The sequence below is a fragment of the Neobacillus sp. FSL H8-0543 genome (genome assembly GCF_038592905.1).
Lineage (GTDB): Bacteria > Bacillota > Bacilli > Bacillales > Cytobacillaceae > Neobacillus.
In genome coordinates this window covers 4,416,364-4,442,085 of the sequence record NZ_CP151943.1, presented here as the reverse complement: position 1 = coordinate 4,442,085, position 25,722 = coordinate 4,416,364, and the positions used below count along the sequence as shown (strand labels likewise).

Below are 25,722 nucleotides of genomic sequence, written 5' to 3'. Positions count from 1 at the left end.
CCCGGCGGTTAGCCGGGTATTTTTTTGTTTAAGATTCTCTATTTATAAGACTTTACTAGAAAAAAATAGACCACCTACAAACTATGCTAGGCAGCCAATTACCGAATCCACATTATTATATTTTCCTTTCCATAAAAATTTCCGGGTCATCTATGGCATGAAAACCATATTGTTCATATAAACCATGGGCATCGTAGGTACATAACATCATTTTCCGGACATCCTTTAGCTCTGATTGCTCTGTGACCGTTTCCATCATCCATTTCGACAAACCTCTTCCCCGATATTCCGGGAGAACAAAAACATCCATAATCCAGGCAAACCTTACAAAATCGGTTACTGCCCGTACAAAACCAATCTGTTTCGCGTACCCTAATTTAGGATTACCCTCATACATACCAAAACAGATAGAAGATTTTTCAATAGATTTCTCTACTTTTTCCATCGATATTCCTTTTGCCCAGTAAGAATCAATACTCAAGAACTTGTGAATGACGTGTGCATCAAGATTTTCCTTATCTGTACTTAGTGTAAAACCGTCTTTTTCCCATGTAGACATATTTCACTCACCTTCCAATATTTATTTGCCCTAAACAATGGATCATCTGAAGTATACTTCACAAATTCCCTGTCAATAACAGTATCAATAACCCAAAATCGAGGTGCTAAATGAAGGGAATTTATTTTATTAATGATCGAATTAGCTTAAACGGGCTATCAAAAGAAGAAAGCATTGCATATCAAAAGCAAACTATATTAGAGCATAACCAAATTAATAAGATTCAAGTCGCAAAACCAAATCTATACCAGCTACATGAGTATTATACGAATCTGCATGCACTTTTATATGACTTAAAAAAGGAAAAACAGGAACTTGATTGTTTTGTCATTTTTTCATCACAAATTATAGAAGATTATATCTATACTTATCCTGCTAGGTGGCTGATATTAAAAAGCTTTTTTAAGGAAATTATCACAGTTGCAGAACAACCAGACCTTCAAGTTAAAAAGGTTGTTTAATCTAGATATCCCTTGCCATTCTCCGATACATAATGACAAAATTAATCAAGAAAATTATGAGTATATATCCGCCATATAAGCCGAATGAAAATAGCTTATTACTGCTAAAGCTTGCCCCTGCATAGGAAAGGATTAAGATATTTGGGATCTTGCCAATCGAGGAAGCGATAAAAAAAGTATGCACCTTCACCTTACTCAATCCGCACACAATATTAACCACTGGTGCTGGAATAATTGGAATCAATCTGCAAGTTAAAATTGCCAAAAAGGAATTTTGGTTTAGAAATGCCTCATATTCCTGCACTTTTGGATAGTTCATTAATTTTTGCTGTGCGTAATCACGGAATCCATACCTGCTTAAATAGAAAAATCCCATCGTTCCCACCATAGCCCCTGTTAAGGAAACGATCATTCCTTGTGTTGCTCCAAAAACGCTGCCAATCGCTCCTGCCAGCACTGGAAAGGGAATGATAGGAAAAAATACGCAAATGGAGACAAGCAGCATACTAATCAATATTGATAAAGAGCCACCGGCATTGACTAAAGAAAGTAATTCATCCTTTTGGATATATCCAACAGCAATAATAATAAACAAAATACATAGACTTGCTACTTTTTTTACCATTCATTTTCTCCTAAGATTCGACCTTTTATTGATTAGGGAATCAGATAGCATCAGTTTTCCTTCTTCTTTTACACTGTCAACACTAACTTTTACATTATGACATTTTCTGATTTTCATTCTATATTAAACTTCAAAAATGGTTAATTATTCTAATTTAAGTATAAAGGTTCATTCTGCTTTCATAAACTACTAATTTTTTGATTTTTAAATAATTACCAATTTTTATGTTTATAAGGAGTTTTCCATTTTCCAAAACACAGGTACTTTACCATCTAAACACCTTGGAAATCTTGAATTGATAGTGTTTCCTTACTAGCGAATGTAGAAATATTGTAACAAACAAATCATCCACGAACGATTGACCAACTTATAATAAACCTATAGAAACATTTTTTATAGTTTTAAAAATATAAATGAAATCATGGTGATGACAATGCAAGGAATAAGTAAAGGACATCCTCATGCTATGGGACATCCACAAAGTATGGGTCACCCACATGGAATGAGCAAGGGTATTGATTATGACGTAAACCCTTTTATAGTAATCTGGGAAGTAACTAGAGCTTGCCAACTGAAATGCGTTCACTGCCGTGCTGATGCACAGCTAACTCCAGACCCTCGTGAACTAACACATGAAGAGGGAATTAATCTAATCGATCAAATTTATGAAATGGATAATCCGATGCTTGTCTTCTCAGGCGGGGATTGTATGATGAGGGAAGACCTTTTTGAGCTTGCTGATTATGCAGTTAAAAAAGGGATGCGCGTTAGCATGACCCCTAGTGCAACTCCAAATGTTACAAAAGAAAAAATGCAACGTGCAAAGGAAGTTGGTCTTTCACGTTGGGGCTTAAGTCTTGATGCGCCTACAGCAGAAATTCACGACAAATTCCGTGGAGTGCCTGGTTCATTCGACGTAACAGTTGAAAAAATTAAGTACTTAAAGGAATTGGGAATGCCTTTACAAATTAATACAGTAATTTCACGTTATAATTATGACCACCTTGAAGAAATGTCAAAGCTTGTAGAAGAACTTGGTGCCGTCATGTGGTATATTTTCTTGCTAGTTCCGACTGGAAGAGGTCAAATGGACGCTTGTATTACACCAGCTGAGCACGAAAAAGTTTTCCGTTGGTTATATCAATTAAGTAAAACTGCTCCATATGACATCAAGACAACAGCAGCACAGCATTACCGCCGTGTGGTTTTACAAGAGAAAGCTCGAGATCATGTCATTGAAAAAGGCGAAATTCATTATGAAGATACCATTACTACAGATTTTGCTTCAATGCATGATGGGTTAAAGCGTGCACCAAAGGGTGTTAATGATGGAAATGGCTTTGCATTTGTTAACCATATTGGTGATGTAATGCCAAGCGGCTTACTTCCAATCGTTGGCGGTAACATTCGCGATACCCCACTTGCAGAAATTTATCGTGAAGCAAAAGTATTTAAAGAGCTTCGCCAGCCTGATAACTATAAAGGTAAATGCGGTGTCTGCGAATATAATAAAATTTGCGGCGGTTCCCGTTCAAGAACCTATGCGGTTACTGGTGACTATATGGAGAGCGAACCATTCTGTGTATACATTCCACAATCAATGAGAAAGAAAGCAGAAGCACCAACCGTATAGAAAGAGTGAAATGGCATTCCGACAATAGGAATGCCATTTTTCATTCACCCAATTTTATTATTAGTAAGACCAGACTGGCATGCAATGTCTTGTATTGTAGACATTATTTTGTAAAATCTCACCTAAAAGGGTATGATTATGATGAAAATGGAATAAAGAATGAAAGAAAAAGGTGTTAGTATGATTAGAACCATAGCAGTAAATAAACATTATCAATTGGTCAAGGACTTGCCACTAATTGAGTTAGTCAAAGGCAATTATCTTTGGTACTGGATTGATTTTCATCAACCATCTGAAAATGAAATTGAGCTCTTAAGCAACCCACTTGATTTCCACCCTCTTGCGATTGAGGATTGTATTTTTACGTTACAGCGTCCTAAGCTTGACTATTATCAAGACTATACATTTTTTGTTACCCAGGCACTGAATCAAATGACCAAACAAAGAGAAGAAATAAATTTTTTCCTAGCTGATACGTTTATTGTTACCTTCCACAGTAAACCCTCGATTGAGATTGATGAGGTATGGAAACGATTGAGTCTCTCAACTACTATTGATAAGTGGAATCCCCCTTTAGTTTTCTACCATGCACTCGATAAAATGGTCGACAACTACTTCCCACTCGTGTATCAAATGGAGGATACATTAAATGAGATTGACCAGAATTCAAAACGAAGAACAATGGAAGCATTGCTTGAGGTGTTGTTTGATACAAGGCAAGACCTCCTCTCACTAAGGCACGCAATTACCCCGATGAGAGATCTCGTTTATAGAATTATTAATTCTCAACGACTAACAGGTACAAAGGATAGAATAGAATATTATTCAGATATCCATGACCATTTATTAAAACTAACAGAAATGATTGAAGCCAATCGTGAATTAACCATGGATATTCGTGATAGCTACATTTCTATAAATTCACATCAAACAAATCATGTGATGAAGGTCTTAACGGTCATAACCACTATCTTCATGCCCCTCACCTTTATCGCAGGAATTTATGGAATGAACTTTCAAAACATGCCTGAACTATACTTAAAATACGGCTATTTTATGATTCTTTTTCTTATGATACTAGTTGGGTTAGGAATGTCCTTGTGGTTTAAGAAAAAAGGTTGGTTTAAATGAGAAAAGACTGGAAATCTGCCAGTCTTTTTTGTTATTCCCAATTTTCATAAGTAACAGATCCACCAGTTAAGTCAATTGTATTTCGCTCGCCCTTATAATAGGTCTTTCCGTCTTTTTCAAAAATCAAATTTTCATAGGTAAAGACCTCTTGCCCATTTGGAAGATGGATAACAACTTTTGACCCTAAGTTTTCGGCTGGTGCTTCAATTTTTATCGTACTTTGATAGTAATGACGGAACAGTAAGAGTCCCACTGTTAGAATAATACACGTTAAAATGAAAAAAAATGGACCCTTCCAAGAAAATGGCTTCGGCTTATCGTGATAAAGTTCAATTCTGGTCATTTTTCTCCCCCTGTTAATAGGCAAATTGCTCATTCCCTTTTTCCTTGTTTAAGAAATTAATCATCACTAAGAAGCCTATGCGGGAACCATAAGAAAATTGACACTTTTTGCTACGAGGTTTTTGTAAATAGTTGTATACTAAGTTTATGGTTTATTTAGAAAGGGGATTTGGTTTTGACTAACAAGAATCTTGACGAAACGATGAATTTACTAGTGGATTTGGTATCGATACCGAGTCCATCAGGTAATACAAATGAAGTGATTACTTATGTAGAGAATTTTCTTGCTGATTTACAAGTGAAGACAAGAAGAAACCGTAAAGGCGGATTAATTGCAACGTTAGAGGGTAGGGATACAAACCACCATCGGCTACTGACAGCACATGTGGATACACTTGGAGCGATGGTTAAGGAGATTAAATCAAACGGGCGCCTTCGGCTCGATTTAATTGGCGGCTTTAAATTCAACTCCATTGAAGGTGAGTACTGTCAAATCGAAACCAGCAGTGGAAAGAAATTTACTGGTACGATTCTTATGCACCAAACCTCTGTCCATGTATACAAAGATGCAGGAAAAGCCGAACGTAATCAGGCAAATATGGAAGTGCGAATTGATGAAAAAGTACATAATGCAGAAGATGTGAAAGCATTAGGTATTGAGGTCGGAGATTTTGTTTCCTTTGACCCGCGGGTGGAAGTAACGCCCAGCGGTTTTATAAAATCACGCCATTTAGATGATAAAGCCAGCGTTGCGATCTTACTTCAATTAATTAAGCAGATCAAAACCGATAAAGTCGAATTGCCTTACACCACACATTTTTTAATTTCTAATAATGAAGAGATTGGTTATGGCGGAAATTCAAATATTACTCCTGAAACGGTTGAATATTTAGCTGTTGATATGGGTGCTATGGGGGATGGACAGTCCACTGACGAGTATACCGTGTCGATTTGTGTAAAGGACGGAACTGGTCCCTATCATTATGAACTTCGGAAGAAGTTAGTTCGTCTTGCTGAAGAAAACAATATCCAATATAAGCTTGATATCTATCCATTCTATGGATCTGATGCATCAGCAGCAATCCGCTCTGGTCATGACATCGTTCATGGACTAATTGGCCCTGGGATCGATTCTTCACACGCCTTTGAGAGAACTCATAAGGACTCAATTGAAAATACAGGTAAACTTTTGTATTATTACGTCCAATCTAAACTAGTCTTATAATCATTATGAAAAAAAGCAAGATGCAATCGCATCTTGCTTTTTACCTTTTGTTTTTACCTTTTAGATTTATTTGCAAACGACTGAAACTGGTGAATTAATTTACTGCGTGCCTTGTCATTTCTAAGTAAATACGCAGCACCTAAAGCTACGGTTGTTATCATTAGATTTCTTCTGGCCATCCGAAAAACCTCCTTGAAATTCTGTACACTATATTGTACCCAGGGTTTACTCTTTTAATTGATTTAATTCCCTTCTAGAAAAGTATCTGTATTGGACTAGCCTGTTGATTGGAGCTCCAGGCACTTCGCTTTCCGCTCCAATCAACAGAGTTTAATTAACTATGAGTATTAAATAGCAAAAAACGCCAATCACTATTGAATTGACGTTTTTATTACTAGTTACTTATTCATCATTTCTTTCATTTTTTCGTTATGTTGTTTGGATTGTTCTAGCAATTGATTTAAAAGAGCTGCAGCTTGCTTTTTATCCTTTGCAGCTACTGCATTATTTAATTCATGGTAGGTTTTAAAGTGACCGAAATCTTTCCCACCATGTGCTTGTTTAACAAACTCTTCCTTTGTTAACTTTCCCTCTTCAAATTGCTTTTTTAGATCCTGTATTTTGGACATTTTTTCTTGCTTCCACTTCTCGCGTTTTTCTGCGAATTCAGGACTCAACCATTGATTACGAAGAGCTTTTTTCTCTTCCAGCACCTTGGTCCATTCAGCCTTTTTATCCGGTGTATATTGGTCCACCCATGATAAGAGATTCTTTTCCCTTTCTTTTATTTTAGCCTGCCAATCCTTTTGCATGTGTTCCTGCTGTTCACAGTCACATTCCTTATCCTCTCCCTGCTTAACCTTGTCCGACATCTCTGCATTAGCAGAATTAAAGCCTGGGACAGTAAGAAACAGTGCAAGTGCGAATACCAGCTTTCTTAGTTTCATTACATCTCACCTTTCCAAATAATTATTCTTGAAAAATTAACCAGTAATAAATTGGCACGAATTTATCATTCCCTGTTTACTTAAAAAAATTTACCATTTCGACATATTTATAGGAAAAAACCACTTGTTAATTTTACCGAAATCCATTAATCTATGAATATAGAAGATATGTGAAATACTTCACAATGGAAAGAGAGCTTTTTGCTCTATATTTTTTCGAAATGTATGTGAAGTATTTCACATTATAAATGTAGATAAATTTCATTTTTTGAAATAGGGAGAGGATTATTATGAGGAAACCAAAGATTGTTATTTTAGGCGCAGGATACGGTGGCATCATCACAGGGAAGAAATTAGAGAAATTACTTAAATCTGGTGAAGCTGACGTTACAATAATTAATAAACATGATTATCATTATATTACAACACAACTACATAGAACAGGTGCAGGTACTGCATCCGATCGTCAAATCGCCATGTCTATTCCAGAACTTATCAATCCTGAAAAGACGAATTTTAAAATGGGTACCGTTTCATCTGTTGATATCAACAGCAAGGAAGTACATCTCGAGGGCGGCGAAACAGTAGAATACGATTACTTGTTGATTGCTTTAGGATTTGATATTGAAACCTTTGGTATTCCTGGTATTAAGGAACATGCCTTTGCCATTCGTAGCTTTAGAAGTACAAAAGCCATTTATAATCAAATTATTAGACAATTAAACCTATATAAAGAAGATCAAGATCCTTCACGTCTTACTTTCGTCGTTGCCGGCGGCGGTTTTACCGGAGTTGAAATGTTAGGTGAATTAGCGGAAGGTTTACCGAAACTTTGTGAAAAATATGATGTTCCATTTGAAAAAGTAAGGATTGTTGCAGTTGAAGCTGCTGCATCCGTAATTCCATTCTTCCCTAAGGAATCCATTGAATATACTACTGGAGTATTAAAGAAATTTAATATTGAAATGCACATGGCAACTAAGATATTGGAGTGCACACCAGAAATGGTTAAACTTGAAAACAATATTGAGCTACCAACTCGTACTTTAATTTGGTCTTGTGGTGTGAAGGGTAATCCGATTGTACAAAACTGTGGATTACCAATTGTAAAAGGCAAAGTACCTGTTGATTCAAACCTTCTTGTTAAAGGTATGAAAGATATCTTCTGTATCGGAGATTGTTCATTATTCATGAAGGATGAAAAAAATGCTCTTCCTCCAACGGCACAAGTTGCTCTTCAAGAAGCAGATGTTTGTGCGAAAAATATTGTTGCTACACTAAGAGGTGACAGCTTAAAAGTATTTGAATACCACCATAAAGGATCTGTTGCTTCTATTGGTCTTTTTGCTGCGGTAGGTAAAGTTGGCAACTTCCGGCTGTCAGGATTATTTGGAGCATTTATGAAACAAGTGATTGAGGCCCGCTACTTATTAAACCTTGGTGGACCATCATTAATCATAAAACAACATTTTGGAGTAAGTAAAGAACCAATGAAAATGACTGCCAACCAAAAATAACGTTAATAAGTGATTCCCAGGGCTGCTGGATTCCCTCCCATACGGCCCTTTAATTAGAATAATCCCAATTATTTACCATCGCCTTAATTTCCCCCAATTTTAAGGCAAAATAACCTCCCATCTTTTCGACGGGAGGTTTTTCTTTATTAATAAACATCTTTTCTGGTAAATACAAAAAAGGAAACGAATAGTGCCACTGCCCACCAGACTAAAAGCACCAACATCGAAAAAGAAAGTGTCATCCCTTCAATGGGAGGCGGAGCACCTGTCATATAGTTGGTTAAACGTAAATTCACCATAAAAAAGTATTTTGCAGACTCCCAAGAGGAGACCATATTATTTAATATCGCGCCAGAGATCAATGCAGCTAACATTACACCCATTCCAGCTGCCGTGCTGCGGATCAAAACTGACAACATAAAAGCTAAAGTCCCCACTACAATCGCAACAAACCATACTAGTCCAAAATCCATTAATAAAAACTGCCACTGGTCAATAAGCTTTACATTTGCTGTATTTAATCCAGCATCGGTTACATTAAATCCTGTTAAAACAGGAGCACCCCATCCTTTATATCCAAAAACTAACCCGGAAATTAGATAGGAAAGGATCCCCGCCATTGCTACAATCAAAGAAACCGCTAATCCAAGAGTGAAATATTTACTTAAAAGTACTTTCCACCTCCTGACAGGTCTTGTCAAAAGTAGCTTAATAGAGCCTTGACTATGCTCAGAAGATACAATGTCACTTGCAATAACCATAACCATTAATGGAATAAACATTTCAATTGAATTTTCCAAAAACATTCTCATAAATGTAGGAGCACCAGGCTCCGACGGGTTAATATCATGATCAAGATAATATTGGTTTTGCTGCAAAGAAATTTGTATCTGTTTTCTCCATTCATCTGAAATTCGACTGCTCCCTAAACGATTTTGTTGATCGATAATTCGCCCTTGAAGCATTGTTCGCCAATCGTCTGTTCCTAATTTCTCTCTTTGCGTTTCCGTTTCTTTAAATTGTGCATAGGTAAATAATGCGACAAGTACTGCAATAATAATCCCGATAATAATCAGGCGTTTTTTTGCCATTAGCTTCATCATTTCATTTTCAATTAATTTATTCAATTGAGTCACCCCCTGTTAGTTCAAGGAATAATTCTTCGAGAACCGGGAGCTTTCGATGCATCTCTGTAACTGAGACACCTGAATTCACTAGCAGTTTGTTCCATTCTGGGGTTTTAACTTCATCAAATTCTGTTAAAATTGCGCCGTCATCTTTTTCTTCTATAGCTGTTACCGAACTTAATAATTTCTTACCAACTTCAAACGGATGAAAGCGCCAAACGACTCTTTCGCGGTTAGACAATAAATGATCAACGGAATCCGTTCGTATAATTTCGCCTCTTGAAATAATCGCTACTCGGTCACATAACAATTGTATTTCACTAAGCAAGTGGCTTGATACAAGAACACTTAAACCTTCATCTAAGGCGAGAAAACGAATAAATTCCCGCATTTCGCGAATTCCAGCTGGGTCCAATCCATTTGTTGGCTCATCTAGGATCAGTACCTTTGGTCTACCTAAAAGCGCTTGGGCAATACCAAGGCGCTGTCTCATTCCAAGAGAATAAGTTTTTACCTTATCATGAATTCTCTCCGTAAGCCCTACTAGTTTGGTAACTTCGTTCATTCGTCCCTCGTCGACACCTTCCAACATTCTCGAAAAATGAAGCAAATTATCGTAGCCTGACAAGTACGGATACAATTCTGGGTTTTCAACAATACAGCCAAGATTCTTCATCGCTCCCTCAAAATCCGAAACGATATTCGATCCTCCAATATGGATGGTCCCCGATGTGGGCTTTATCAAGCCGACCAGCATGCGGATAGTTGTCGTTTTTCCCGCCCCGTTTGGCCCTAAAAAACCAAACACTTCTCCTTCTTTTAGTTCAAAGCTTATCCCCTTAATGATTTCTTTTCTTCCAATTACCTTTCTTAAATTATGTACAGATAAAGTAGTTTTTTCCATGCGCTTTGGCTCCTTACCATGTAAGCAATGAGGCTACTCGTTCAGCAATTAAACGATACCCCTCCGTATTGGGATGAAATTTATCCGAGTAAAGATAGTCATTAACCTGCAGTTCAAAAAGGTCAAAGGTTGGCACAAACACAATTTTCGGAAATGCTGCACTCACTTCTGCACTTTGATAATTCCAATGACGGACCACTTTTGACATTTCTGCCCCCTGTTCTAAATCACTAAAGGGATTATATAGTCCGATTAAAAAAACTGTTGCATTATTATTAGCGCCCCGTATTTGCTGTAGGATACTCGTTATATTTTCTAGGTATTTTTTTTCAATTTCCACTATTTCTTCAGTATTAAAATCCTCTAAGCCCTGCCCACCTCTGAACAAATCATTGCCGCCAATTGTAACAAGGATAAGGTCAGCTGTCTGAATTTGTCTTTGTACCTCCGTTTGCTGAACTTGTTTTTTAAGTTGATTAGAACGTTGGCCGACAATCCCAAGGTTTGTTAGCTGTACCTCTTGCTTTGATTTTTTCTTTATTTCATCCATTAGGATACCGACATAGCCCTTCCCCGTTTCATCCCCTGTTCCCCTCGTTAAAGAATCACCCAATGTCACAATGGATAATCCCTTATTCTTTTCCACATTACTAATAGTTGATTTTTGGGGAATCTTGTCCGGTTTTCCCGCATAATACTCACCCACAGCCCAACCCAGTCCTGCAAGCCAGAGGAGACTAAAAAGTGTAGCAATAATGGTTACGGACCGTATGACGTTCTTATTCAAAAAACTCATCCTTTCTGGCTAATTCTACCTTTTATTTAAACATAAATTTCCACCAAAACAAACTTTCTAAAGTAGAAAGTCGAGTGGTATTGAAAAGTTCATTAAATATTAACAATTACTTTCATTTTTATATTCAACTTCTTGACTGCAAACTATCACACTAGTAAAGTGTTATATAGTTATCAAAACTACATAACAAAATAAATTGGGTAAATAATAGTACTAATTAGATGTTCCCGCAGGAGGAAATGGGTGAAATGAATCAGTCAAAAATAGCTTGGATAACAGATACAACCGCTTCACTTAGCAAGGAATTTATCGAAAAACATAATATTCATGTCATACCGTTGCAAGTTGTAATCAATCAGGAATCATTTAAAGAAACGGTTGATATTTCGCAAGAGGAATTTTATGAACGAATGAAAAATGAAACGGGCACCTTTCAAACCTCACAGCCTTCAATCGGTGATTTTGTTGACCTTTATAAAAAGTTAAGAGAAGAATATGATGTTGGAATTGCCATCCATGCTTCGAGTATCCTGTCAGGTACCTTCCAGACTTCAAAAATGGGTGCAGAAATGGCGGAATTTAAACTTTTGGCGGTGGATTCACAAACTGGTTCTTATCCGCTTACTTTCATGATGAAAAAAGGGTTGAAACTAGTTGAACAGGGTATTGATATTATAGAGGTTGTAAGTGAATTAGAAGCCATTACTGAACGTACGAAACTATTTTTAGTCCCATCCAATTTGGACCAGCTTCACAAGAGCGGAAGAGTTACTGGCGGACAGAAAATTTTAGCTTCATTATTGAATATTAAGCCCATCTTAGCAATAGAAGATGGAACAGCAAAAATAAAAGATAAAGTAAGATCAGAAAAGAAGGCCTTTTCATGGCTTATAGACAAGTTAATAGAGGACAAGGGTAATCATACCGTTAATAAAGTAGCGATTTTGCATGCGCATGATGAAGAAAAAGCAAAGAAATTAGAGCAATTAGTAAATGAAGCAATCCCAGGATTAGAAACAGAACTATTAATGCTGATTACTGTGGCGGGAGTACATACAGGAGTAGGTACAGTAGGACTTTCGTGGGTGAACGAGTAAAGGACTGAGATTTCTCAGTCCTTTTTTTCTATAAGGCTCTGTTAAACTTGGCTGTTGATTTGCGCTCCAGGTGCTATGCTTTCCGCGGGCTCACCCGTGAGCCTCCTTACAGCTTCGCACCTGCGGGGTCTCACTCAGCTCGTGCATCCCGCAGGAGTCAAGCACCGTTCGCTCCAATCAACAGGTTCAAAATTCAACAGTATCCATTAACAGAGCCTACTATAAAATCCCCTTAGCCTTAGCTTCTTTCAACCATGATGGGAATTCATCTAGTAGTTGATTATATAAATCTTCATCTGTAGTCTTTTCGATATCTTTAATATGGAAAAAGTTCGCATTATCAATAAACCGACCTTCCATTGTGTCCAATTTTTCCAGGACTTCAAAGTTGGAATCACCAATTCCAACGAACTGCCAAAAGATTGGTTTAGTGGATGATGCTACGACTGGTTTCTTAATTGTTCTTTTGCAGCCTCCATCGTTTATAAAAACAATAAAAGCAGGCTCTTGGGAGGGTTGTTCTACCGTATATTTCTGGATAACATCTTCCATCACAGGTGGTTCATCATTTCTTCCAAATTTATGGATTAAATCGTTGTTCATAATGTACTCGTCCACATAATTTAAAAAGTCACTTTCCGTCACTGATTTCAAACGAGAAAATTCATTGTCGTATACCCAAACATCCAAGGCTCCATCATCATCAAACTGGCTAGCAACAGCAAGAATCCTCTCAACCACTTTTTGAACCGTTCCATTTTTATATAATTTACGCATTGATCCGGAAATATCTAATACCAAGCCTACTCTTGCAATGACATTTGTAAGGTTCTTTTTTTCTAAAATAACTCCAGCCGTCTTTTTCATAAGATTAATGGTTGTCAATTTAAATTCCCCCTTCAAACTCTATTATCAACCATAATAATACTAAAATTCAATAATTTGGAACAAAGTAAATGAATTTTATTCTACTCTTGCAAATAAGGTACCGAACTAGGTTCGGTACCTTATTTTTAGTTATCTAGCAATATTTAAACTAAAACTGGCTCACTTTTTTCTGTCACTTCTAAACTACCCTTTGGTCCAAAGAACTCAAAGTTAATCCTGTCAGCAGTAACTCCTAATTCTAGTAATGCTTGGTTCATTCCTTTCATGAATGGAACTGGACCGCAGAAATAAAAGTCTGCATCAGTATAAGGGACATTTTTTTCAAGCCAATCACGTGTTACATAGCCTTCTACATCAAAAAGTTTGTTATTCCTGTCTTCTTCTGTAGGTGAATCATAAAAGAAAAATGTATTAACATTTTCTAGTTCAGAAATTCTTTCTACTTCATCTCTTAATGCATGTACATTTCCATTTGCTGTTGCATGAATGAAGGTCACTTTTCTCTCTGGCTGAATCTCTGCCACCGTTTTTAACATACTCATCATCGGTGTAACCCCAACACCACCACTTAACAATACTACAGGCGTATTTTTCTCCGTATCTAAAACAAAGTCACCGGCTGGAGCACTCACTTTGAGTATATCTCCTTCTTTTACACTGTTGTGGAGGTAATTTGATACCATGCCGTCAGGGTTTTCCGTACCTGCTTCACGCTTTACGCTAATCCGGTAATAATCCTTCCCAGACGCATCTGAAAGACTATATTGGCGAATGTGGGTGTACTCCTCACCCTCGATTTCAAGTTTAATGCTGATATATTGGCCAGGAAGAAATTGAGCAATTCCTTGTTTATCTTCCGGTTTTAAGTAGAAAGAGGTAATAACGTCACTTTCATTTACTTTACGTTCAACAATGAAATGACGGAAACCATCCCATCCACCTTGCTGATTGGCAGCCCCTTCATACATTTGGGCTTCCACACCAATAAATGCATCTGCAATTAGCTTATAGGCTTTTTCCCATGCCTGAATAATTTCATTAGTAGCTGCGTCGCCCAAAACATCTTTAATCGCTAACAGAAGATGTTCACCAACAATTGGATAATGTTCCGGTTTAATGCCTAAGCTTCTATGCTTATGGGCAATTTGTTTTACCACTGGAAGGATAGCTTCCAGATTATCGATATACATCGCAGCAGCGTACACCGTTCCTGCAAGTGCTTTTTGCTGTCTGCCCTGTTTTTGGTTTGCGTGATTAAAGATATTTAATAGTTCCGGGTGGTTTGCAAACATGAGCTGATAAAATCGTGTCGTAATCGTTTCACCGTATTTTTCTAATACTGGTACTGTTGATTTAATAATGTCAATGGTACTTCGATCTAACAAAATAATCACTCCTTATGTAGTTATCACTATGCGTGTAGTGATTATTATATATAATAAATCACACTAAGTTAGTGATTTAGATCACACTATAATTAATTCGAAAGAATCAGAAAAACAGAGCACATACCGATGCTCTGTTTATATCCCAATTAGTTTGTTTTCGTTTTTTAATAAGCTTTTGCCCAAAAAACCATCTGATTAGCTGCTTTTCCACAGCAAACGCATTTGTCAGCTACCAGGTCTTGTTCAAAAGGGATGCAGCGTGAGGTTGCCGTGGTTTCCTCTTTGATTTTTTCCTCACAGGCTAAATCACCGCACCACATCGCTTTAATAAATCCTGGTTTCGCCTCAAGCGTAGTTTTTAACTCATCAAGAGTTAGAGCTACTGATGTTCTCTTTTCTCTATGCTTTAATGCTTTGTTATATAAATTGGTTTGAATTTCGTCAAGTAGGCCCACAAGTTTACTTTCTAGTTGATCCAGTGGTACAAAAACTTTTTCTCCTGTGTCACGTCTAGCCAATACCACTTGATTATTTTCAATATCTTTCGGTCCCACTTCTAAACGAACTGGAATCCCCTTCATTTCGTATTCATTGAATTTCCAGCCTGGTTTTTTATCGCTGGCATCAATCCCTACTCGGACAACCTTTGAAAGCGAATCTTTCAATTCATAAGCAAAATCAAGAACACCTTCTTTATGCTGCGCAATTGGCACAATCATCACTTGAGTTGGTGCAGCCTTTGGCGGAATGACAAGACCGCGATCGTCGCCGTGCACCATAATTAATGCCCCGATAATTCTCGTTGTGAAACCCCATGAGGTTTGATGGACATATTGAAGCTTGCCTTCTTTGTCGGTGTATTGTATTCCAAATGCTTCTGCAAATCCAGTACCAAAGTGATGGGAAGTTCCTGATTGTAAGGCTTTTCCATCATGCATTAAGCTTTCGATAGTAAAAGTGGCTTTTGCACCGGCAAATTTTTCTTTTTCAGTTTTTTGCCCTTTCACAACTGGTATGGCAAGAATCTCCTCACAAATAGCTGCATATACATTTAGCATTTTAATGGTTTCTTCCATAGCCTCTTCGTCATTTGCATGGGCAGTATGACCTTCCTGCCATAAAAATTCTAAGGTCCTTAAAAATGGCCTCGTTGTTTTTTCCCAGCGGACCACGTTTGCCCATTGGTTATATAGCTTTGGTAAATCCCGATAGGAATGAATAATATTTTTATAGTGCTCACAAAATAGAACCTCCGAAGTAGGACGAACCACCAATCGTTCTGCAAGCTCCTCTGTACCGCCATGTGTGACCCAGGCTACCTCTGGTGCGAATCCCTCAACATGGTCTTTTTCTTTTTGAAGTAAGCTCTCTGGAATAAATAATGGCATATAAACGTTTTCATGCCCTGTTTCTTTAATGCGTCGATCTAATTCATTTTTAATATTATCCCAAAGGGCATAACCATAAGGTCGAATTATCATCGAACCGCGGACACTTGAATAATCAATCAAATCTGCTTTTGTGACAACATCTGTATACCACTGGGCGAAGTCCTCGTCCATACTAGTAACGTCTTTTACAAATTCCTTAGCCATTTTGACACCTCATTATTTTTTTTTGAATATAAAAAGGCCTTGGTCCCAAAAAGGGACCAAGACCTGGCGATACCACCCTAGATTCATAAAGCTAGTGCTTTAAACTCTCGATAGGATAACGGATTTTATCCGCATGTATCTTCAAAGGATCCGATACAGAACTCGTGAGGCAGGTTCAAATGACCATCTTAAGAAACCTTCCACCATTGGTTTCCTCTCTTTGTAAGACATCTTCATTTTACTAGTCCCCGTCAACGTTTCAATATTATTTTTAGAAAATTATATATTGGCAGCTAGTGAATGTCAATTTTTTATTTAAAAATAAACTTTATATAGCGCACACAATTAGTTAAAATGAAGGGAGAAGTATATGAGGTGATGAAATGAAAGAGGAAAAGGATGATTTAGATAAGGAAGAAGAAGAGAAACAATTTATTTTGGATTATATGAAAATGCAAAATGAAGCATTAAAGCGGATTTATAAAAATACTCTTGAAAAAGCTGACGAGGACTAATCTTTTCTTTAAAAGACGTTAAACACGTCTTTTTTATATTTTTATAAAACGTTCATAGAATTTACTTATTGTTTTCTAAAGAATGCGATTTTAGTATTTATAATATAGATATATTGTTTATTTAACATTAGAGGAGTTTTTTCACATGACTATTTTAACGATATTTGCAATAGCTATTATGAGCTTACTAACAGGCTATTCTCTGTTCCTATTACACCGAGGTAAAGAAAAGCTAAACTTCTTTTCAGGAACGATAATCAGCATGGCCATTTCGACGATGGTAGGACTACTTTCTGGCTATCTCATTGGCGTCCAAACGGGTGAATTTTTTCTACCTGTTGGAATTGGGATGCTCGTTGGTTTCATTGTTGGTTTCTTAGTTGGACAACCGATTGGGGTAATAGCTATACTAGGCGGGTCAGTATCTGGATTATTGAGTGGCATTGTTGGTGCATTCGTTGGTGCCATCATTCAGTTTGAAAATCCAGCTATCATGCTTGGGATATTACTAATCTTGTTTGTTATTATTCTTGGGCTGGTAATTTTGTTTATTTTTTCAGAAACAAAAGAGAAGTTTTCTCTGAGTATTGAGAAGTTTTCTCCATTAAACATATTTTCAGGCGGATTGATTCTCATAGCCTTGTTCTTATTTTTGTACAGCAGTGATTTTGTAAAAGTTCCAGGTAAGGATGAAGCAACACAGCCCGGGACCCCTGCTGAAACTAGTGGTGCTAGCATTACCGAATTGGACATCACAAAGGACACTGATCCAAAAATCAAGATGACGGTTACGCCAACAGGCTATAGTCCAAATGTTATTCGAGTCAAGAAGGGTGCACCTGTGGAACTTGAAATTACCAATCCAGGAGATAATAGCTGTTTCTCCATCTTTATGATGCCAGACTTTGGACTAAACGATGTCAATCTTAAAGCTGGAACAACAAAATTAGCATTTACACCTGATAAAACAGGTCAATACACTTTCCATTGTGGAATGAATATGTTTAAAGGGACAATAATAGTAGAGTAAATAAAAAACCAAGCACCCGGGTGCTTGGTTTTTTGTTACAAATTAATCGAACGATCAGTTATGCTATCTTTATTTTTTCTATACGGCCACCAGTTTGCTTCGCCGAATGTTTTTACCATAACAGGCACGAACAATGGCAGGATAACAAGTGCGTACAACGATAGTCCAATTAGGAGAATGGTAGCAATTTGAAGCAGTGATAATACACCGGATGGCATCATCGCTGCAAATGTTCCTCCTAAAATGACGGCTGCTGAGATAATAACTGTACCCATCTTCTTCATTGAAATGAGTATCGCTTGTTCAACCGGCATATGTCGGAATTCGTTAAATCGATCCATCAAGAAAATGCTGTAGTCGATTCCAAGTGCGACTAAAATGACAAATGCAAAGAATGGAACCGCCCAGCTAATACCTGAATACCCTAACCAATTAACAAAGATTACCTCCGCAATAGCCATCGATGTAAAGTAGGTTAAGACTAATGAACCTATTAGGTAAAGCGGCATGATGATTGAACGAAACAGGATGATTAATATTATACTAATCCCGATGAGCATAAGAACAACTGTCCGAGAATAGTCAGCCTCAGAAATGGTATCAAGGTCTTTATGCATACTAGACACACCACCTACTGCTACGTCAGCATTCTCGAGCTTTGTATCCTTAACAACACGTTCAACTGTAGCAGTAATTTCGGGAACACTATCAAGTGCTTCTTTGGAATATGGATTTTGGTCAAATACCACGTCAATGGTCATTACTTTACGATCCTCTGACATGTAAGCATCCAATGATTGCTCGAAGTCCTTGCTTTCAAGCACATCCTGCGGAATATAAAAACCTATTTGCTTCATTTGTGATACACCTGATAGGTAATCTTGGGCGGACACTAAGCCATTAGATATTTCATTTAAGCCATCTGTAACCTGTGATAGTTGGTCGCCCGTATCTTTAAAACCATCAAATATCTGCTGTTGACCATCATTCAGTCCACTTAATCCACCTGAAACTTGCGGCAGGGCTTCATTAATTAATCGTCCCTGACCATTTTCCATTTCATATAAACCGGCTTCAATTTTTTTGATTCCGTTAACCAGGTCTCCCATTCCTTTAATAAGTGCTTCCTGACCAGCAAGTGCTTCAGAGAATTTACTATTTGCAAAATTAATACCTTCTTGAGCCTCTTTTAGCTGGGCATTTAATACTTTTAAGTTTTCAGCTATTTCTGCAGTTCCTGCTTGGGAACCTTGGATTGTTAGTTTTATTGCTTGATAGTTTTGGTTTTGCTCGATATCACGATAATCACCTTCAAGATTATCAAAATATTGATTCGTTCCTAATAAGGTGTCATTTAATGAAACAAGACCAATTGCAACATTTTCGTAATGGCCTTTAAGAGTGCCTAATCCAGTAGCAGCTTCATTGTAACCAGCAAGCAATGCTTTGCTTCCTGCTAAAACCTCTGCTGATTTGGACTTGACGACCTCCAAACGTTCTCTTACCTGAGTGGTACCGACTGAACCTTGCCCCAGCCCATCCTCGATTTTGGTAAGTTTTTCAGAAATCGTACCAATTCCCGTTTGCAACTCGTTTGTCCCAAAGATTAATTGGCCAATTCCATCCGTTGCTTGCTGCATTTTCGGTTGATTGGCAGTAAGACCGTCACTAATTTGTTTAATCCCATCATTACCTTGATCAAGTCCATCCTCTAGCGTACCGACTTGATTTGAAATATATAGTTCATCAATCGGCTCTCCAGTCGGACGAGTTACAGAACGGACGGTATCAACTCCATTTATTTTCTCTAACTCTTGACTAATTTTTTCTGTAATCGCAATATACTCCGAGGTGTTCATTTGATCATCGTTTTTAATGACAATGGTTGTTGGCATTGATTCACCAGGACCAAACGCTTCTGAGATAATATCAAAACCTTTGATTGAATCAAAATCATCGCTAATTTCTTCAAGCGAATTGAATGATAAGTCACCATCATAGGTGAATAAAAATGGCACAGAGATGACTGCGACTATGATAAGTGCAATTAATGGACGTGCTAAAGCAAATTTTCCAGCAAACCCCCAAATTTCACTCTCACCATGATCAAGTTTGCCCTTTGATGGCCAAAATAGTTTTTTACCTAGAACCGCCATAAAGAAAGGCACGACTGTAAATAGTGCTAGCAATAGGATGGCAACACCAATTGCGACTGCTGCTGCTGATTGATATAAAACGAAGGTAGAAAAGCCAATCGAAGCGAAGCCGATCATCACCGCTAACCCACTGAAGAATACCGTTTTCCCAGCATTTCGGTAGGTTTCAATTATAGCGTCTGCAACACTATCAGTCTTTGACATTTCCTCTTTAAAACGGCTAAGCAGTAAAATACAGTAATCTGTCCCTATCCCGAAAAGGACGGCTACTAAGAAAATCTGAGTAAACGTTGATAAAGGAAAATTCACTTTATCAACTAGTATCGCAACGATAGATTGGGATGCTAAGTAGCTGAATCCAACTGTAACTAATGGAATGATTGGTGCCACAGCCGATTTAAATACAAGCAATAAAACGATTAAAATAAAAACAACGGTAATTCCTTCGGTTTTCTTTAAGCCTTCTTGTGAGTTGGTAACAAGATCCTCACCAATTAGCCAACTGCCAGTATAATAGTGATCTAATTTGACATGATCAATGGCTTGATACAGATCTTCGGTAATTTCTTTCCCTTCCCGTCCATTGGCGGTAACATTTACTGAAACGAGAATCGTTTTACCATCTTCTGAAACGAGCTGTTCTTTTAATTCACCTTGATTAAAATGAGTTAGAATAGACGTGATTCCAAGCTTACTCTGATTTTTCTCCAATTCGTTGACTGCCTTTTGGGCAACAGCAAAATCATCTTCTGTTAGTTTTTTATGGCTGTGAAAAACAAGGGCGGTTTGGAGATCATTGCCTTTATTTTCACTCGAATTAACATCACTGAGGATTTTTTCAGCAATCGTCGAGGAATACCCGTCTGGAACGCTAATTTGGCCCTTTTCGCGGACCAGGTTTTCCATATTGGGTGCCATAAAAAATAAGCCTGCAATAATCGCAATCCATGCGATCAGGATAAACCATTTACCTTTTAAAATTGCTCTCATATTTTCATTCTCCCATTTCTTCCTTTTTCTTGTTGTCTAATATAAGATCTAATTTTTCATAGGTTTCGATAAAATTTGTAATCTCATCTTCCTCAAACCTAGTGATGATTGAGGCAACTAAATGGTGCACCTTCTCTATTGTTTTATGATGTATTTCAATGCCTTTTTTCGTTAATGTTAAATAAACAACCCTACGATCGTTTTCATCACGTGTCCTTTGTATGAACCCTCTGTCTACCATCCTATTGATGATTGCAGTAATTGCACTTTTATTCACATCAAAAGCTTCTGCCAAGACAGAAGATGTACACTCCCCTAATTGATGAATATATCTTAATATGTAAAGCTGATCATTGGTTAAATCATCCTCAATTTGCTCTTTTATTAAGGAAGCTGCCTTTTTTTGTACTTGAAAAGATACAGATATATAGCGATCAATTAATTGCTGTATAAGCTTTTTATCCATGCTTCATTCCCACCTCTTTTAATTTCTACTAAATATAGTTAAACTGTTGAACTATTCACTTGTTTAACTATATGACATACCATATTTGATGTCAATTAAAAAAGGTTAACAGAGTTAACCTTTTTTTACCTTTTATTCCGGATATAGAATCTCATCAATGATTCCATATTTTTTTGCTTCTTCAGCGCTCATGAAATAATCTCGGTCCGTATCCTTTGCTACCTTTTCAACTGATTGGCCTGTTTTCTCGGCTATGATTTGATTAATATGCTCTCTTAATTTTAATATACGTCGAGCAGATATTTCTATTTCTGTTGCCTGACCACGTGCACCCCCAAGTGGCTGGTGGATCATAATTTCACTATTGGGTAGGGAGTACCTTTTCCCTTTTGTCCCCGCGAGCAGCAGCATCGCCCCAAATGAGGCTGCCATTCCCGTACAAATCGTCCGAACATCAGGCTTAATGTACTGCATTGTATCATAAATCGCAAATCCTGCTGAGGTCGACCCTCCAGGGCTGTTTATATAGAGGGAAATATCTTTATCGGGGGCATCAGATGCTAAAAATAATAACTGGGCCACCACACTATTTGCCACATGGTCATTAATTTCATCACCAATGATAATAATCCGATCTTTTAACAGCCTGGAATATATATCATAGGAACGTTCACCACGTTTAGATTGTTCAATAACATATGGAATCGTACTCATTTAAACTCCTCCTTAAAAGCATATAATTGGCTATGCAGCCATACAGAGAGTGCCTGTAGGAGTGTAAAATTGAAGTGGTTGGATATTCCCACCAATCAACTGAGGAACATCAGCCACACTTTTAATTGAAGGTATGGATTGAATCAGAATGGATGGGTCCTGCTTCTTAAATGATTCATAAAAAAGTTCTTCAAGCTGTACTCGTTCCTCTTCATCCCAGAATATTTCTACAGATGTGAGCTGGTCATTATGTTTTTCTTTTTCAAGACGCTTTTTTGCTCGATGCAGATTGGACTTTACAGCCATTTCTGTTGTCCTAAGCATATCTGCTATTTCTTTTGTCTGATACTGAAATCCTTCTTTTAGGAAAAAAATGACGGCCTGTTTTGGAGTAAATTGCCTTAGCAAAACATCGATCGTTTCAGGAATCATATCTAGTTGATTATCAGCTTTAAATTGAGGATCTCCTTCTAATGTTTCATTTCTCCTTTTGCGAAGAGTATCCATCCAATGGTTATAAGCGATTTTATTTATTAAAGCAGCATTGAGTTTATTTCGATGGTAATAACTTGTGGCTTTAAGAAACGCCTCTTGGGCAATATCGTCCCCATCCCACTTGTTCTGAGTAAGAAAGTGACAATATCTTTGAAGCTTTGGAAAATATTCAATCCAAAAAGGATCATCCTTCACTTTTTTCTGCTTACAATATTCAAAGCTACTCGAGTTAAACTCGGTTGGCATTGCATTCACTCCTTTGGCACTCTCTACCCTCTAAACGTATTAAATAGGGTAAAAAGATACGGGGGTAATTAATTTTTTATTTATTGTATGTTTTTATCTTGGAAAATTTCGACTAATTAATAACTTGGGTTTATTCTCTCGTTATCTGGAAACTATCACCTAAATATTTCTCCTTTACTCATTGATATAATTATGAGATAGGAGTGAAGTATGAAAACAATAAAATATCTATTTGTTCTTACCTTAATAATTAGCCTTGGAATATCCGCGTGGTTTTATTATCCACAATACCAAATAAATAAAATGAAAAAAAGTATAGTTGAAACAAGTTCAAATGGAGTTGCTAATGTTTCTTATATAGATTATTTCCGACACACTAAAGCAACAAAATTATATCATCTTGCTCTAGGGGATTCGATTATTAGGGGCTTCGGTGCCAAACAAAACGAGGACTTTGTCTATCAATTTTCTACTGAATTAGGAAAACAAATTAATAAAGAGATACAAATTCAAAATGAAGGCATAAACGGAATGACCAGTGGTTATTTAAATAAGCTGGTTCAAGAAGGCAAGTTTGACGAGGAAATTAAGAAGTCGGATATTGTAACCATGAATGTTGGTGGTAACGACATTCTCCAGGTTGCCAGCGACGGGAATTTTCAAAGCATACTTAAATCTATTGAGCAATTGAAAGCTAACTATTCAACAAATCTTGATGCAATTGCATCGAGAATAAAAATGTTAAATGCTAACGCCACCATTGTCTTTTTAGAATTATATAATCCATTTTCTTTAACAGATCAAGTTTACCCATTAGCTGATAAATTATTGCCAAAATGGAATTTACTTGTCTATGAGATTGCCAACAATTATTCATCCACTCTTGTTGTTGAAACAACAAAAGTAATTAACGGTGAAAACCTAAACAACCTATCGCAAGACGGCGTTCATCCCAATTCTGAAGGTTATATGGCGATTTCAGAGCAGTTAATTTTTCAATTAACACATCAATATCGAAAAGAAGATGTTTAAACGAATGAGATTTTTCTCCTTCGTTTTTATTTACTATAGATATTCCAACTAATTTAGAGCCATACAATTCCTTATTAGGATTACGTTGTTCCAAATTTTTATATAAAATTTTGAAACTTTTCCCAAAGTACTACGTACAGTAACTAGTGTGTAATGTTGAATTTTAATTTTTACCGCTTGTATTTTTATCTTTTACATAATTAGACTTATAATAGACTTATCGATAAGAAAAATTAGGGGTGGATATTTTGGGTGTTACACTTAGTAAGGGGCAAAAAGTTGATTTAACAAAGGCTTATCCTGGCCTGCAAAATGTTGTAGTTGGACTTGGATGGGATATTAGTAATCAAGGTTCCAATTTTGATTTAGATGCCTCAACCTTTTTATTAGGACAAACGGGTAAAGTTCAAAGTGATCAGGATTTTATTTTTTATAATAATCCTTCTGGCGGAAATGGCTCAATAAATTATAGTGGTGATAACAGAGATGGTTCAGGTGCTCAGGATGATGAACAAATCAAGATTGAATTAAATAGAGTTCCTGCTCATATTCATAGGATTGCTTTCACCATTACTATTCATGATGCTCAAATGAAAGGGCAAAATTTCGGACAAATTTCTAATTCTTATGTGAGAATTTTTAATCAACAAACAAATGAGGAATTAATGAGGTTTAACCTTGGAAGAGATTTCACCGTAGAAACGGCGATTGTTGCTGCTGAGCTTTATCGCCACAACGGTGAATGGAAGTTCAATGCGATTGCTAGCGGTTTTCAGGGTGGACTTGCTGCACTGTGCCGAAATTTCGGAGTAACCGTTGATGACGCACCGGCGGCACCAACACCACCGCCGTTTCAGCAGTCCAACCAACAATATCAAGCACCACAGAATACATTTCAACAGAACCATGTGAACCCTAATCAGTTTAACAATAATCCATATCAGCAAAACCAAAGTCCATATCAGCAAAACCAAAATCCGTACCAGCAAAACCAAAATCCGTACCAAAATAGCCAACCTTCTCAGCCTATCCATCTGCAGCCTGAATCATCCCGTTCACAACCGGCATATGGATATCCAACACAAACATTCCCGTCATCTTCAAACAGGAATAGTACATACGGAGGAGACGAAATGTACTGTCCACGCTGCAACTCGTCGAATGTTAGGACAGGACAAAAGGGATTTGGCTTAGGGAAAGCAGCAATTGGTGGATTAATCCTTGGTCCTGTCGGGCTACTTGGTGGTTTTATCGGAAAAAACCAATTAAAGCTTACGTGTAACAGCTGTGGAAACTCATGGTCACCTAATCAAACTGATTATACCGAATGGGCAAACCAACAGAAACGAAAAGCGCAAGAACTATTTACTCGATACAAGAGCCAAGATGTTTTAGATGCGGTCGTTGCCGCTTGTGCTTTAGTATCGATGGCTGATGGCTACTTAGATGCTTCTGAACGTCAAAAAATGCTAGAGTTTGTCAATTCCAGTGAAGAGTTACGGGTATTTGACAGTAATAAAGTTATCCAAAGATTCAACCATTTCGTATCCAGGATTGAGATCGACCGAATGGTCGGTCGAGCCGAAGCATTCCGCGCGCTTGGTAAAATTAGATCAAAGCCTGAGATCGCACGATTAGTTGCGCGTTATTGTATCGCCATCGGTTATGCGGATGGAAATTTCGATCAAAATGAAATGCAAATGGTCAGTGACATTTGCCGCGAGCTTGGCTTAAACCCTGGAGAATTCCTTTCTTAAGAAAATCGTCTAAGTTGCAAAAACCCGCTAGAGTAAATAGCGGGTTTTTACTTAGTGATTTGTTCATAGTGACCGTTTTCGATTGG

At 37.3% G+C, this 25,722-nt stretch carries 25 protein-coding genes and 1 other annotated feature; of the genes, 10 read left to right on the top strand and 15 right to left on the bottom strand.

The window, feature by feature from the left end:
• Nucleotides 1-115: 115 nt before the first annotated feature.
• A complete protein-coding gene (locus tag NSS81_RS22225; protein WP_342430794.1) occupies nt 116-559 on the bottom strand; it encodes a GNAT family N-acetyltransferase in 444 nt (147 codons plus the stop codon).
• A gap of 110 nt (nt 560-669) precedes the next feature.
• On the opposite strand from NSS81_RS22225, the gene NSS81_RS22220 reads away from it, so the two are divergent.
• Nucleotides 670-1,020: a hypothetical protein gene (locus NSS81_RS22220; protein WP_342430793.1), complete on the top strand. Its 351-nt coding sequence runs from the start codon at nt 670-672 to the stop codon at nt 1,018-1,020.
• A 1-nt stretch (nt 1,021) separates the two neighbouring features.
• Here NSS81_RS22220 and NSS81_RS22215 read toward each other — a convergent pair whose 3' ends face one another.
• The gene (locus NSS81_RS22215) at nt 1,022-1,645 is read right to left on the bottom strand and encodes a TVP38/TMEM64 family protein (protein ID WP_342430792.1); all 624 of its coding nucleotides are present in this window, start codon (nt 1,643-1,645) and stop codon (nt 1,022-1,024) included.
• A 466-nt stretch (nt 1,646-2,111) separates the two neighbouring features.
• On the opposite strand from NSS81_RS22215, the gene NSS81_RS22210 reads away from it, so the two are divergent.
• Both NSS81_RS22210 and corA read left to right on the top strand, forming a co-directional pair.
• The gene (locus tag NSS81_RS22210; RefSeq protein ID WP_342434118.1) at nt 2,112-3,278 is read left to right on the top strand and encodes a TIGR04053 family radical SAM/SPASM domain-containing protein; all 1,167 of its coding nucleotides are present in this window, start codon (nt 2,112-2,114) and stop codon (nt 3,276-3,278) included.
• A gap of 180 nt (nt 3,279-3,458) precedes the next feature.
• Nucleotides 3,459-4,409, top strand: a complete 951-nt coding sequence (gene corA, locus NSS81_RS22205; RefSeq protein WP_342434117.1) for a magnesium/cobalt transporter CorA — start codon at nt 3,459-3,461, stop codon at nt 4,407-4,409.
• Nucleotides 4,410-4,440: 31 nt separating this feature from the next.
• Here corA and NSS81_RS22200 read toward each other — a convergent pair whose 3' ends face one another.
• Nucleotides 4,441-4,752 (bottom strand): hypothetical protein, encoded by a 312-nt coding sequence (locus NSS81_RS22200; RefSeq protein ID WP_342430791.1) that lies wholly within the window; start codon nt 4,750-4,752, stop codon nt 4,441-4,443.
• Nucleotides 4,753-4,953: 201 nt separating this feature from the next.
• Between NSS81_RS22200 and NSS81_RS22195 the strand changes: the two genes are divergently transcribed.
• Nucleotides 4,954-5,976 (top strand): M42 family metallopeptidase, encoded by a 1,023-nt coding sequence (locus NSS81_RS22195; RefSeq protein ID WP_342434116.1) that lies wholly within the window; start codon nt 4,954-4,956, stop codon nt 5,974-5,976.
• A gap of 53 nt (nt 5,977-6,029) precedes the next feature.
• Here the strand turns inward: NSS81_RS22195 and NSS81_RS22190 are convergent, their stop codons facing one another.
• Nucleotides 6,030-6,155: a hypothetical protein gene (locus NSS81_RS22190; RefSeq protein ID WP_342430790.1), complete on the bottom strand. Its 126-nt coding sequence runs from the start codon at nt 6,153-6,155 to the stop codon at nt 6,030-6,032.
• 219 nt (nt 6,156-6,374) lie between these two features.
• Entirely contained in the window at nt 6,375-6,923 is a 549-nt protein-coding gene (locus NSS81_RS22185; RefSeq protein ID WP_342430789.1) for a hypothetical protein, read from the bottom strand.
• A 290-nt stretch (nt 6,924-7,213) separates the two neighbouring features.
• Here NSS81_RS22185 and NSS81_RS22180 point away from each other — a divergent pair, with 290 nt between their 5' ends.
• Nucleotides 7,214-8,440: an NAD(P)/FAD-dependent oxidoreductase gene (locus NSS81_RS22180; RefSeq protein ID WP_342430788.1), complete on the top strand. Its 1,227-nt coding sequence runs from the start codon at nt 7,214-7,216 to the stop codon at nt 8,438-8,440.
• A gap of 146 nt (nt 8,441-8,586) precedes the next feature.
• Here NSS81_RS22180 and NSS81_RS22175 read toward each other — a convergent pair whose 3' ends face one another.
• From NSS81_RS22175 to NSS81_RS22165, 3 genes are read right to left on the bottom strand one after another with little or no spacing between them, the layout of a single operon-like run.
• Nucleotides 8,587-9,567: an ABC transporter permease gene (locus NSS81_RS22175; RefSeq protein ID WP_342430787.1), complete on the bottom strand. Its 981-nt coding sequence runs from the start codon at nt 9,565-9,567 to the stop codon at nt 8,587-8,589.
• A complete protein-coding gene (locus NSS81_RS22170; protein ID WP_342430786.1) occupies nt 9,560-10,471 on the bottom strand; it encodes an ABC transporter ATP-binding protein in 912 nt (303 codons plus the stop codon). The genes NSS81_RS22175 and NSS81_RS22170 overlap by 8 nt, the downstream gene beginning before the upstream one ends.
• A 13-nt stretch (nt 10,472-10,484) precedes the next feature.
• Complete coding sequence (locus NSS81_RS22165; RefSeq protein WP_342430785.1) at nt 10,485-11,258, bottom strand: SGNH/GDSL hydrolase family protein; 774 nt, start codon at nt 11,256-11,258, stop codon at nt 10,485-10,487.
• A gap of 257 nt (nt 11,259-11,515) precedes the next feature.
• On the opposite strand from NSS81_RS22165, the gene NSS81_RS22160 reads away from it, so the two are divergent.
• Nucleotides 11,516-12,364, top strand: a complete 849-nt coding sequence (locus tag NSS81_RS22160) for a DegV family protein (protein WP_342430784.1) — start codon at nt 11,516-11,518, stop codon at nt 12,362-12,364.
• Between the two features lie 219 nt (nt 12,365-12,583).
• On the opposite strand, the gene NSS81_RS22155 is transcribed toward NSS81_RS22160, so the two are convergent.
• The 3 genes from NSS81_RS22155 to proS all read right to left on the bottom strand — a co-directional run bounded on the left by NSS81_RS22155 (nt 12,584) and on the right by proS (nt 16,235).
• Nucleotides 12,584-13,249 (bottom strand): VWA domain-containing protein, encoded by a 666-nt coding sequence (locus tag NSS81_RS22155; RefSeq protein WP_342430783.1) that lies wholly within the window; start codon nt 13,247-13,249, stop codon nt 12,584-12,586.
• Between the two features lie 146 nt (nt 13,250-13,395).
• The gene (hmpA, locus tag NSS81_RS22150; RefSeq protein ID WP_342430782.1) at nt 13,396-14,637 is read right to left on the bottom strand and encodes an NO-inducible flavohemoprotein; all 1,242 of its coding nucleotides are present in this window, start codon (nt 14,635-14,637) and stop codon (nt 13,396-13,398) included.
• A 167-nt stretch (nt 14,638-14,804) separates the two neighbouring features.
• Nucleotides 14,805-16,235, bottom strand: a complete 1,431-nt coding sequence (proS, locus tag NSS81_RS22145; protein ID WP_342430781.1) for a proline--tRNA ligase — start codon at nt 16,233-16,235, stop codon at nt 14,805-14,807.
• A gap of 48 nt (nt 16,236-16,283) precedes the next feature.
• Nucleotides 16,284-16,499 (bottom strand) — a binding site (T-box leader).
• 119 nt (nt 16,500-16,618) lie between these two features.
• On the opposite strand from proS, the gene NSS81_RS22140 reads away from it, so the two are divergent.
• Together NSS81_RS22140 and NSS81_RS22135 are read left to right on the top strand one after the other, a co-directional pair.
• Nucleotides 16,619-16,750 carry a hypothetical protein gene (locus NSS81_RS22140; protein ID WP_342430780.1) on the top strand — a complete coding sequence of 44 codons (132 nt, stop codon included), beginning with the start codon at nt 16,619-16,621 and terminating at the stop codon, nt 16,748-16,750.
• A gap of 145 nt (nt 16,751-16,895) precedes the next feature.
• Nucleotides 16,896-17,780, top strand: coding sequence for a cupredoxin domain-containing protein (locus NSS81_RS22135; protein ID WP_342430779.1), 885 nt, complete (start codon nt 16,896-16,898; stop codon nt 17,778-17,780).
• Between the two features lie 35 nt (nt 17,781-17,815).
• Here NSS81_RS22135 and NSS81_RS22130 read toward each other — a convergent pair whose 3' ends face one another.
• The 4 genes from NSS81_RS22130 to NSS81_RS22115 all read right to left on the bottom strand — a co-directional run bounded on the left by NSS81_RS22130 (nt 17,816) and on the right by NSS81_RS22115 (nt 22,847).
• Nucleotides 17,816-20,926, bottom strand: coding sequence for an MMPL family transporter (locus tag NSS81_RS22130; protein WP_342430778.1), 3,111 nt, complete (start codon nt 20,924-20,926; stop codon nt 17,816-17,818).
• A gap of 4 nt (nt 20,927-20,930) precedes the next feature.
• On the bottom strand, nt 20,931-21,392 hold the full coding sequence (locus tag NSS81_RS22125; RefSeq protein ID WP_342430777.1) for a MarR family transcriptional regulator: 462 nt from the start codon (nt 21,390-21,392) through the stop codon (nt 20,931-20,933).
• 132 nt (nt 21,393-21,524) lie between these two features.
• Nucleotides 21,525-22,106, bottom strand: coding sequence for an ATP-dependent Clp endopeptidase proteolytic subunit ClpP (gene clpP / locus NSS81_RS22120; RefSeq protein WP_342430776.1), 582 nt, complete (start codon nt 22,104-22,106; stop codon nt 21,525-21,527).
• 30 nt (nt 22,107-22,136) lie between these two features.
• Complete coding sequence (locus NSS81_RS22115) at nt 22,137-22,847, bottom strand: sigma factor-like helix-turn-helix DNA-binding protein (protein ID WP_342430775.1); 711 nt, start codon at nt 22,845-22,847, stop codon at nt 22,137-22,139.
• A gap of 210 nt (nt 22,848-23,057) precedes the next feature.
• Here NSS81_RS22115 and NSS81_RS22110 point away from each other — a divergent pair, with 210 nt between their 5' ends.
• Entirely contained in the window at nt 23,058-23,879 is an 822-nt protein-coding gene (locus tag NSS81_RS22110) for a GDSL-type esterase/lipase family protein (RefSeq protein ID WP_342430774.1), read from the top strand.
• A 248-nt stretch (nt 23,880-24,127) separates the two neighbouring features.
• Complete coding sequence (locus NSS81_RS22105) at nt 24,128-25,636, top strand: TerD family protein (protein ID WP_342430773.1); 1,509 nt, start codon at nt 24,128-24,130, stop codon at nt 25,634-25,636.
• The last annotated feature ends 86 nt before the right edge of the window (nt 25,637-25,722 follow it).

Coding starts and splice junctions, on each gene's coding strand:
- NSS81_RS22225 (WP_342430794.1), bottom strand. CDS start 559: ATGTCTACATGGGAAAAAGACGGTTTTACACTAAGTACAGATAAGGAA.
- NSS81_RS22220 (WP_342430793.1), top strand. CDS start 670: ATGAAGGGAATTTATTTTATTAATGATCGAATTAGCTTAAACGGGCTA.
- NSS81_RS22215 (WP_342430792.1), bottom strand. CDS start 1,645: ATGGTAAAAAAAGTAGCAAGTCTATGTATTTTGTTTATTATTATTGCT.
- NSS81_RS22210 (WP_342434118.1), top strand. CDS start 2,112: ATGGGACATCCACAAAGTATGGGTCACCCACATGGAATGAGCAAGGGT.
- corA (WP_342434117.1), top strand. CDS start 3,459: ATGATTAGAACCATAGCAGTAAATAAACATTATCAATTGGTCAAGGAC.
- NSS81_RS22200 (WP_342430791.1), bottom strand. CDS start 4,752: ATGACCAGAATTGAACTTTATCACGATAAGCCGAAGCCATTTTCTTGG.
- NSS81_RS22195 (WP_342434116.1), top strand. CDS start 4,954: ATGAATTTACTAGTGGATTTGGTATCGATACCGAGTCCATCAGGTAAT.
- NSS81_RS22190 (WP_342430790.1), bottom strand. CDS start 6,155: ATGGCCAGAAGAAATCTAATGATAACAACCGTAGCTTTAGGTGCTGCG.
- NSS81_RS22185 (WP_342430789.1), bottom strand. CDS start 6,923: ATGAAACTAAGAAAGCTGGTATTCGCACTTGCACTGTTTCTTACTGTC.
- NSS81_RS22180 (WP_342430788.1), top strand. CDS start 7,214: ATGAGGAAACCAAAGATTGTTATTTTAGGCGCAGGATACGGTGGCATC.
- NSS81_RS22170 (WP_342430786.1), bottom strand. CDS start 10,471: ATGGAAAAAACTACTTTATCTGTACATAATTTAAGAAAGGTAATTGGA.
- NSS81_RS22160 (WP_342430784.1), top strand. CDS start 11,516: ATGAATCAGTCAAAAATAGCTTGGATAACAGATACAACCGCTTCACTT.
- proS (WP_342430781.1), bottom strand. CDS start 16,235: ATGGCTAAGGAATTTGTAAAAGACGTTACTAGTATGGACGAGGACTTC.
- NSS81_RS22140 (WP_342430780.1), top strand. CDS start 16,619: ATGAAAGAGGAAAAGGATGATTTAGATAAGGAAGAAGAAGAGAAACAA.
- NSS81_RS22135 (WP_342430779.1), top strand. CDS start 16,896: ATGACTATTTTAACGATATTTGCAATAGCTATTATGAGCTTACTAACA.
- NSS81_RS22130 (WP_342430778.1), bottom strand. CDS start 20,926: ATGAGAGCAATTTTAAAAGGTAAATGGTTTATCCTGATCGCATGGATT.
- NSS81_RS22125 (WP_342430777.1), bottom strand. CDS start 21,392: ATGGATAAAAAGCTTATACAGCAATTAATTGATCGCTATATATCTGTA.
- clpP (WP_342430776.1), bottom strand. CDS start 22,106: ATGAGTACGATTCCATATGTTATTGAACAATCTAAACGTGGTGAACGT.
- NSS81_RS22115 (WP_342430775.1), bottom strand. CDS start 22,847: ATGCCAACCGAGTTTAACTCGAGTAGCTTTGAATATTGTAAGCAGAAA.
- NSS81_RS22110 (WP_342430774.1), top strand. CDS start 23,058: ATGAAAACAATAAAATATCTATTTGTTCTTACCTTAATAATTAGCCTT.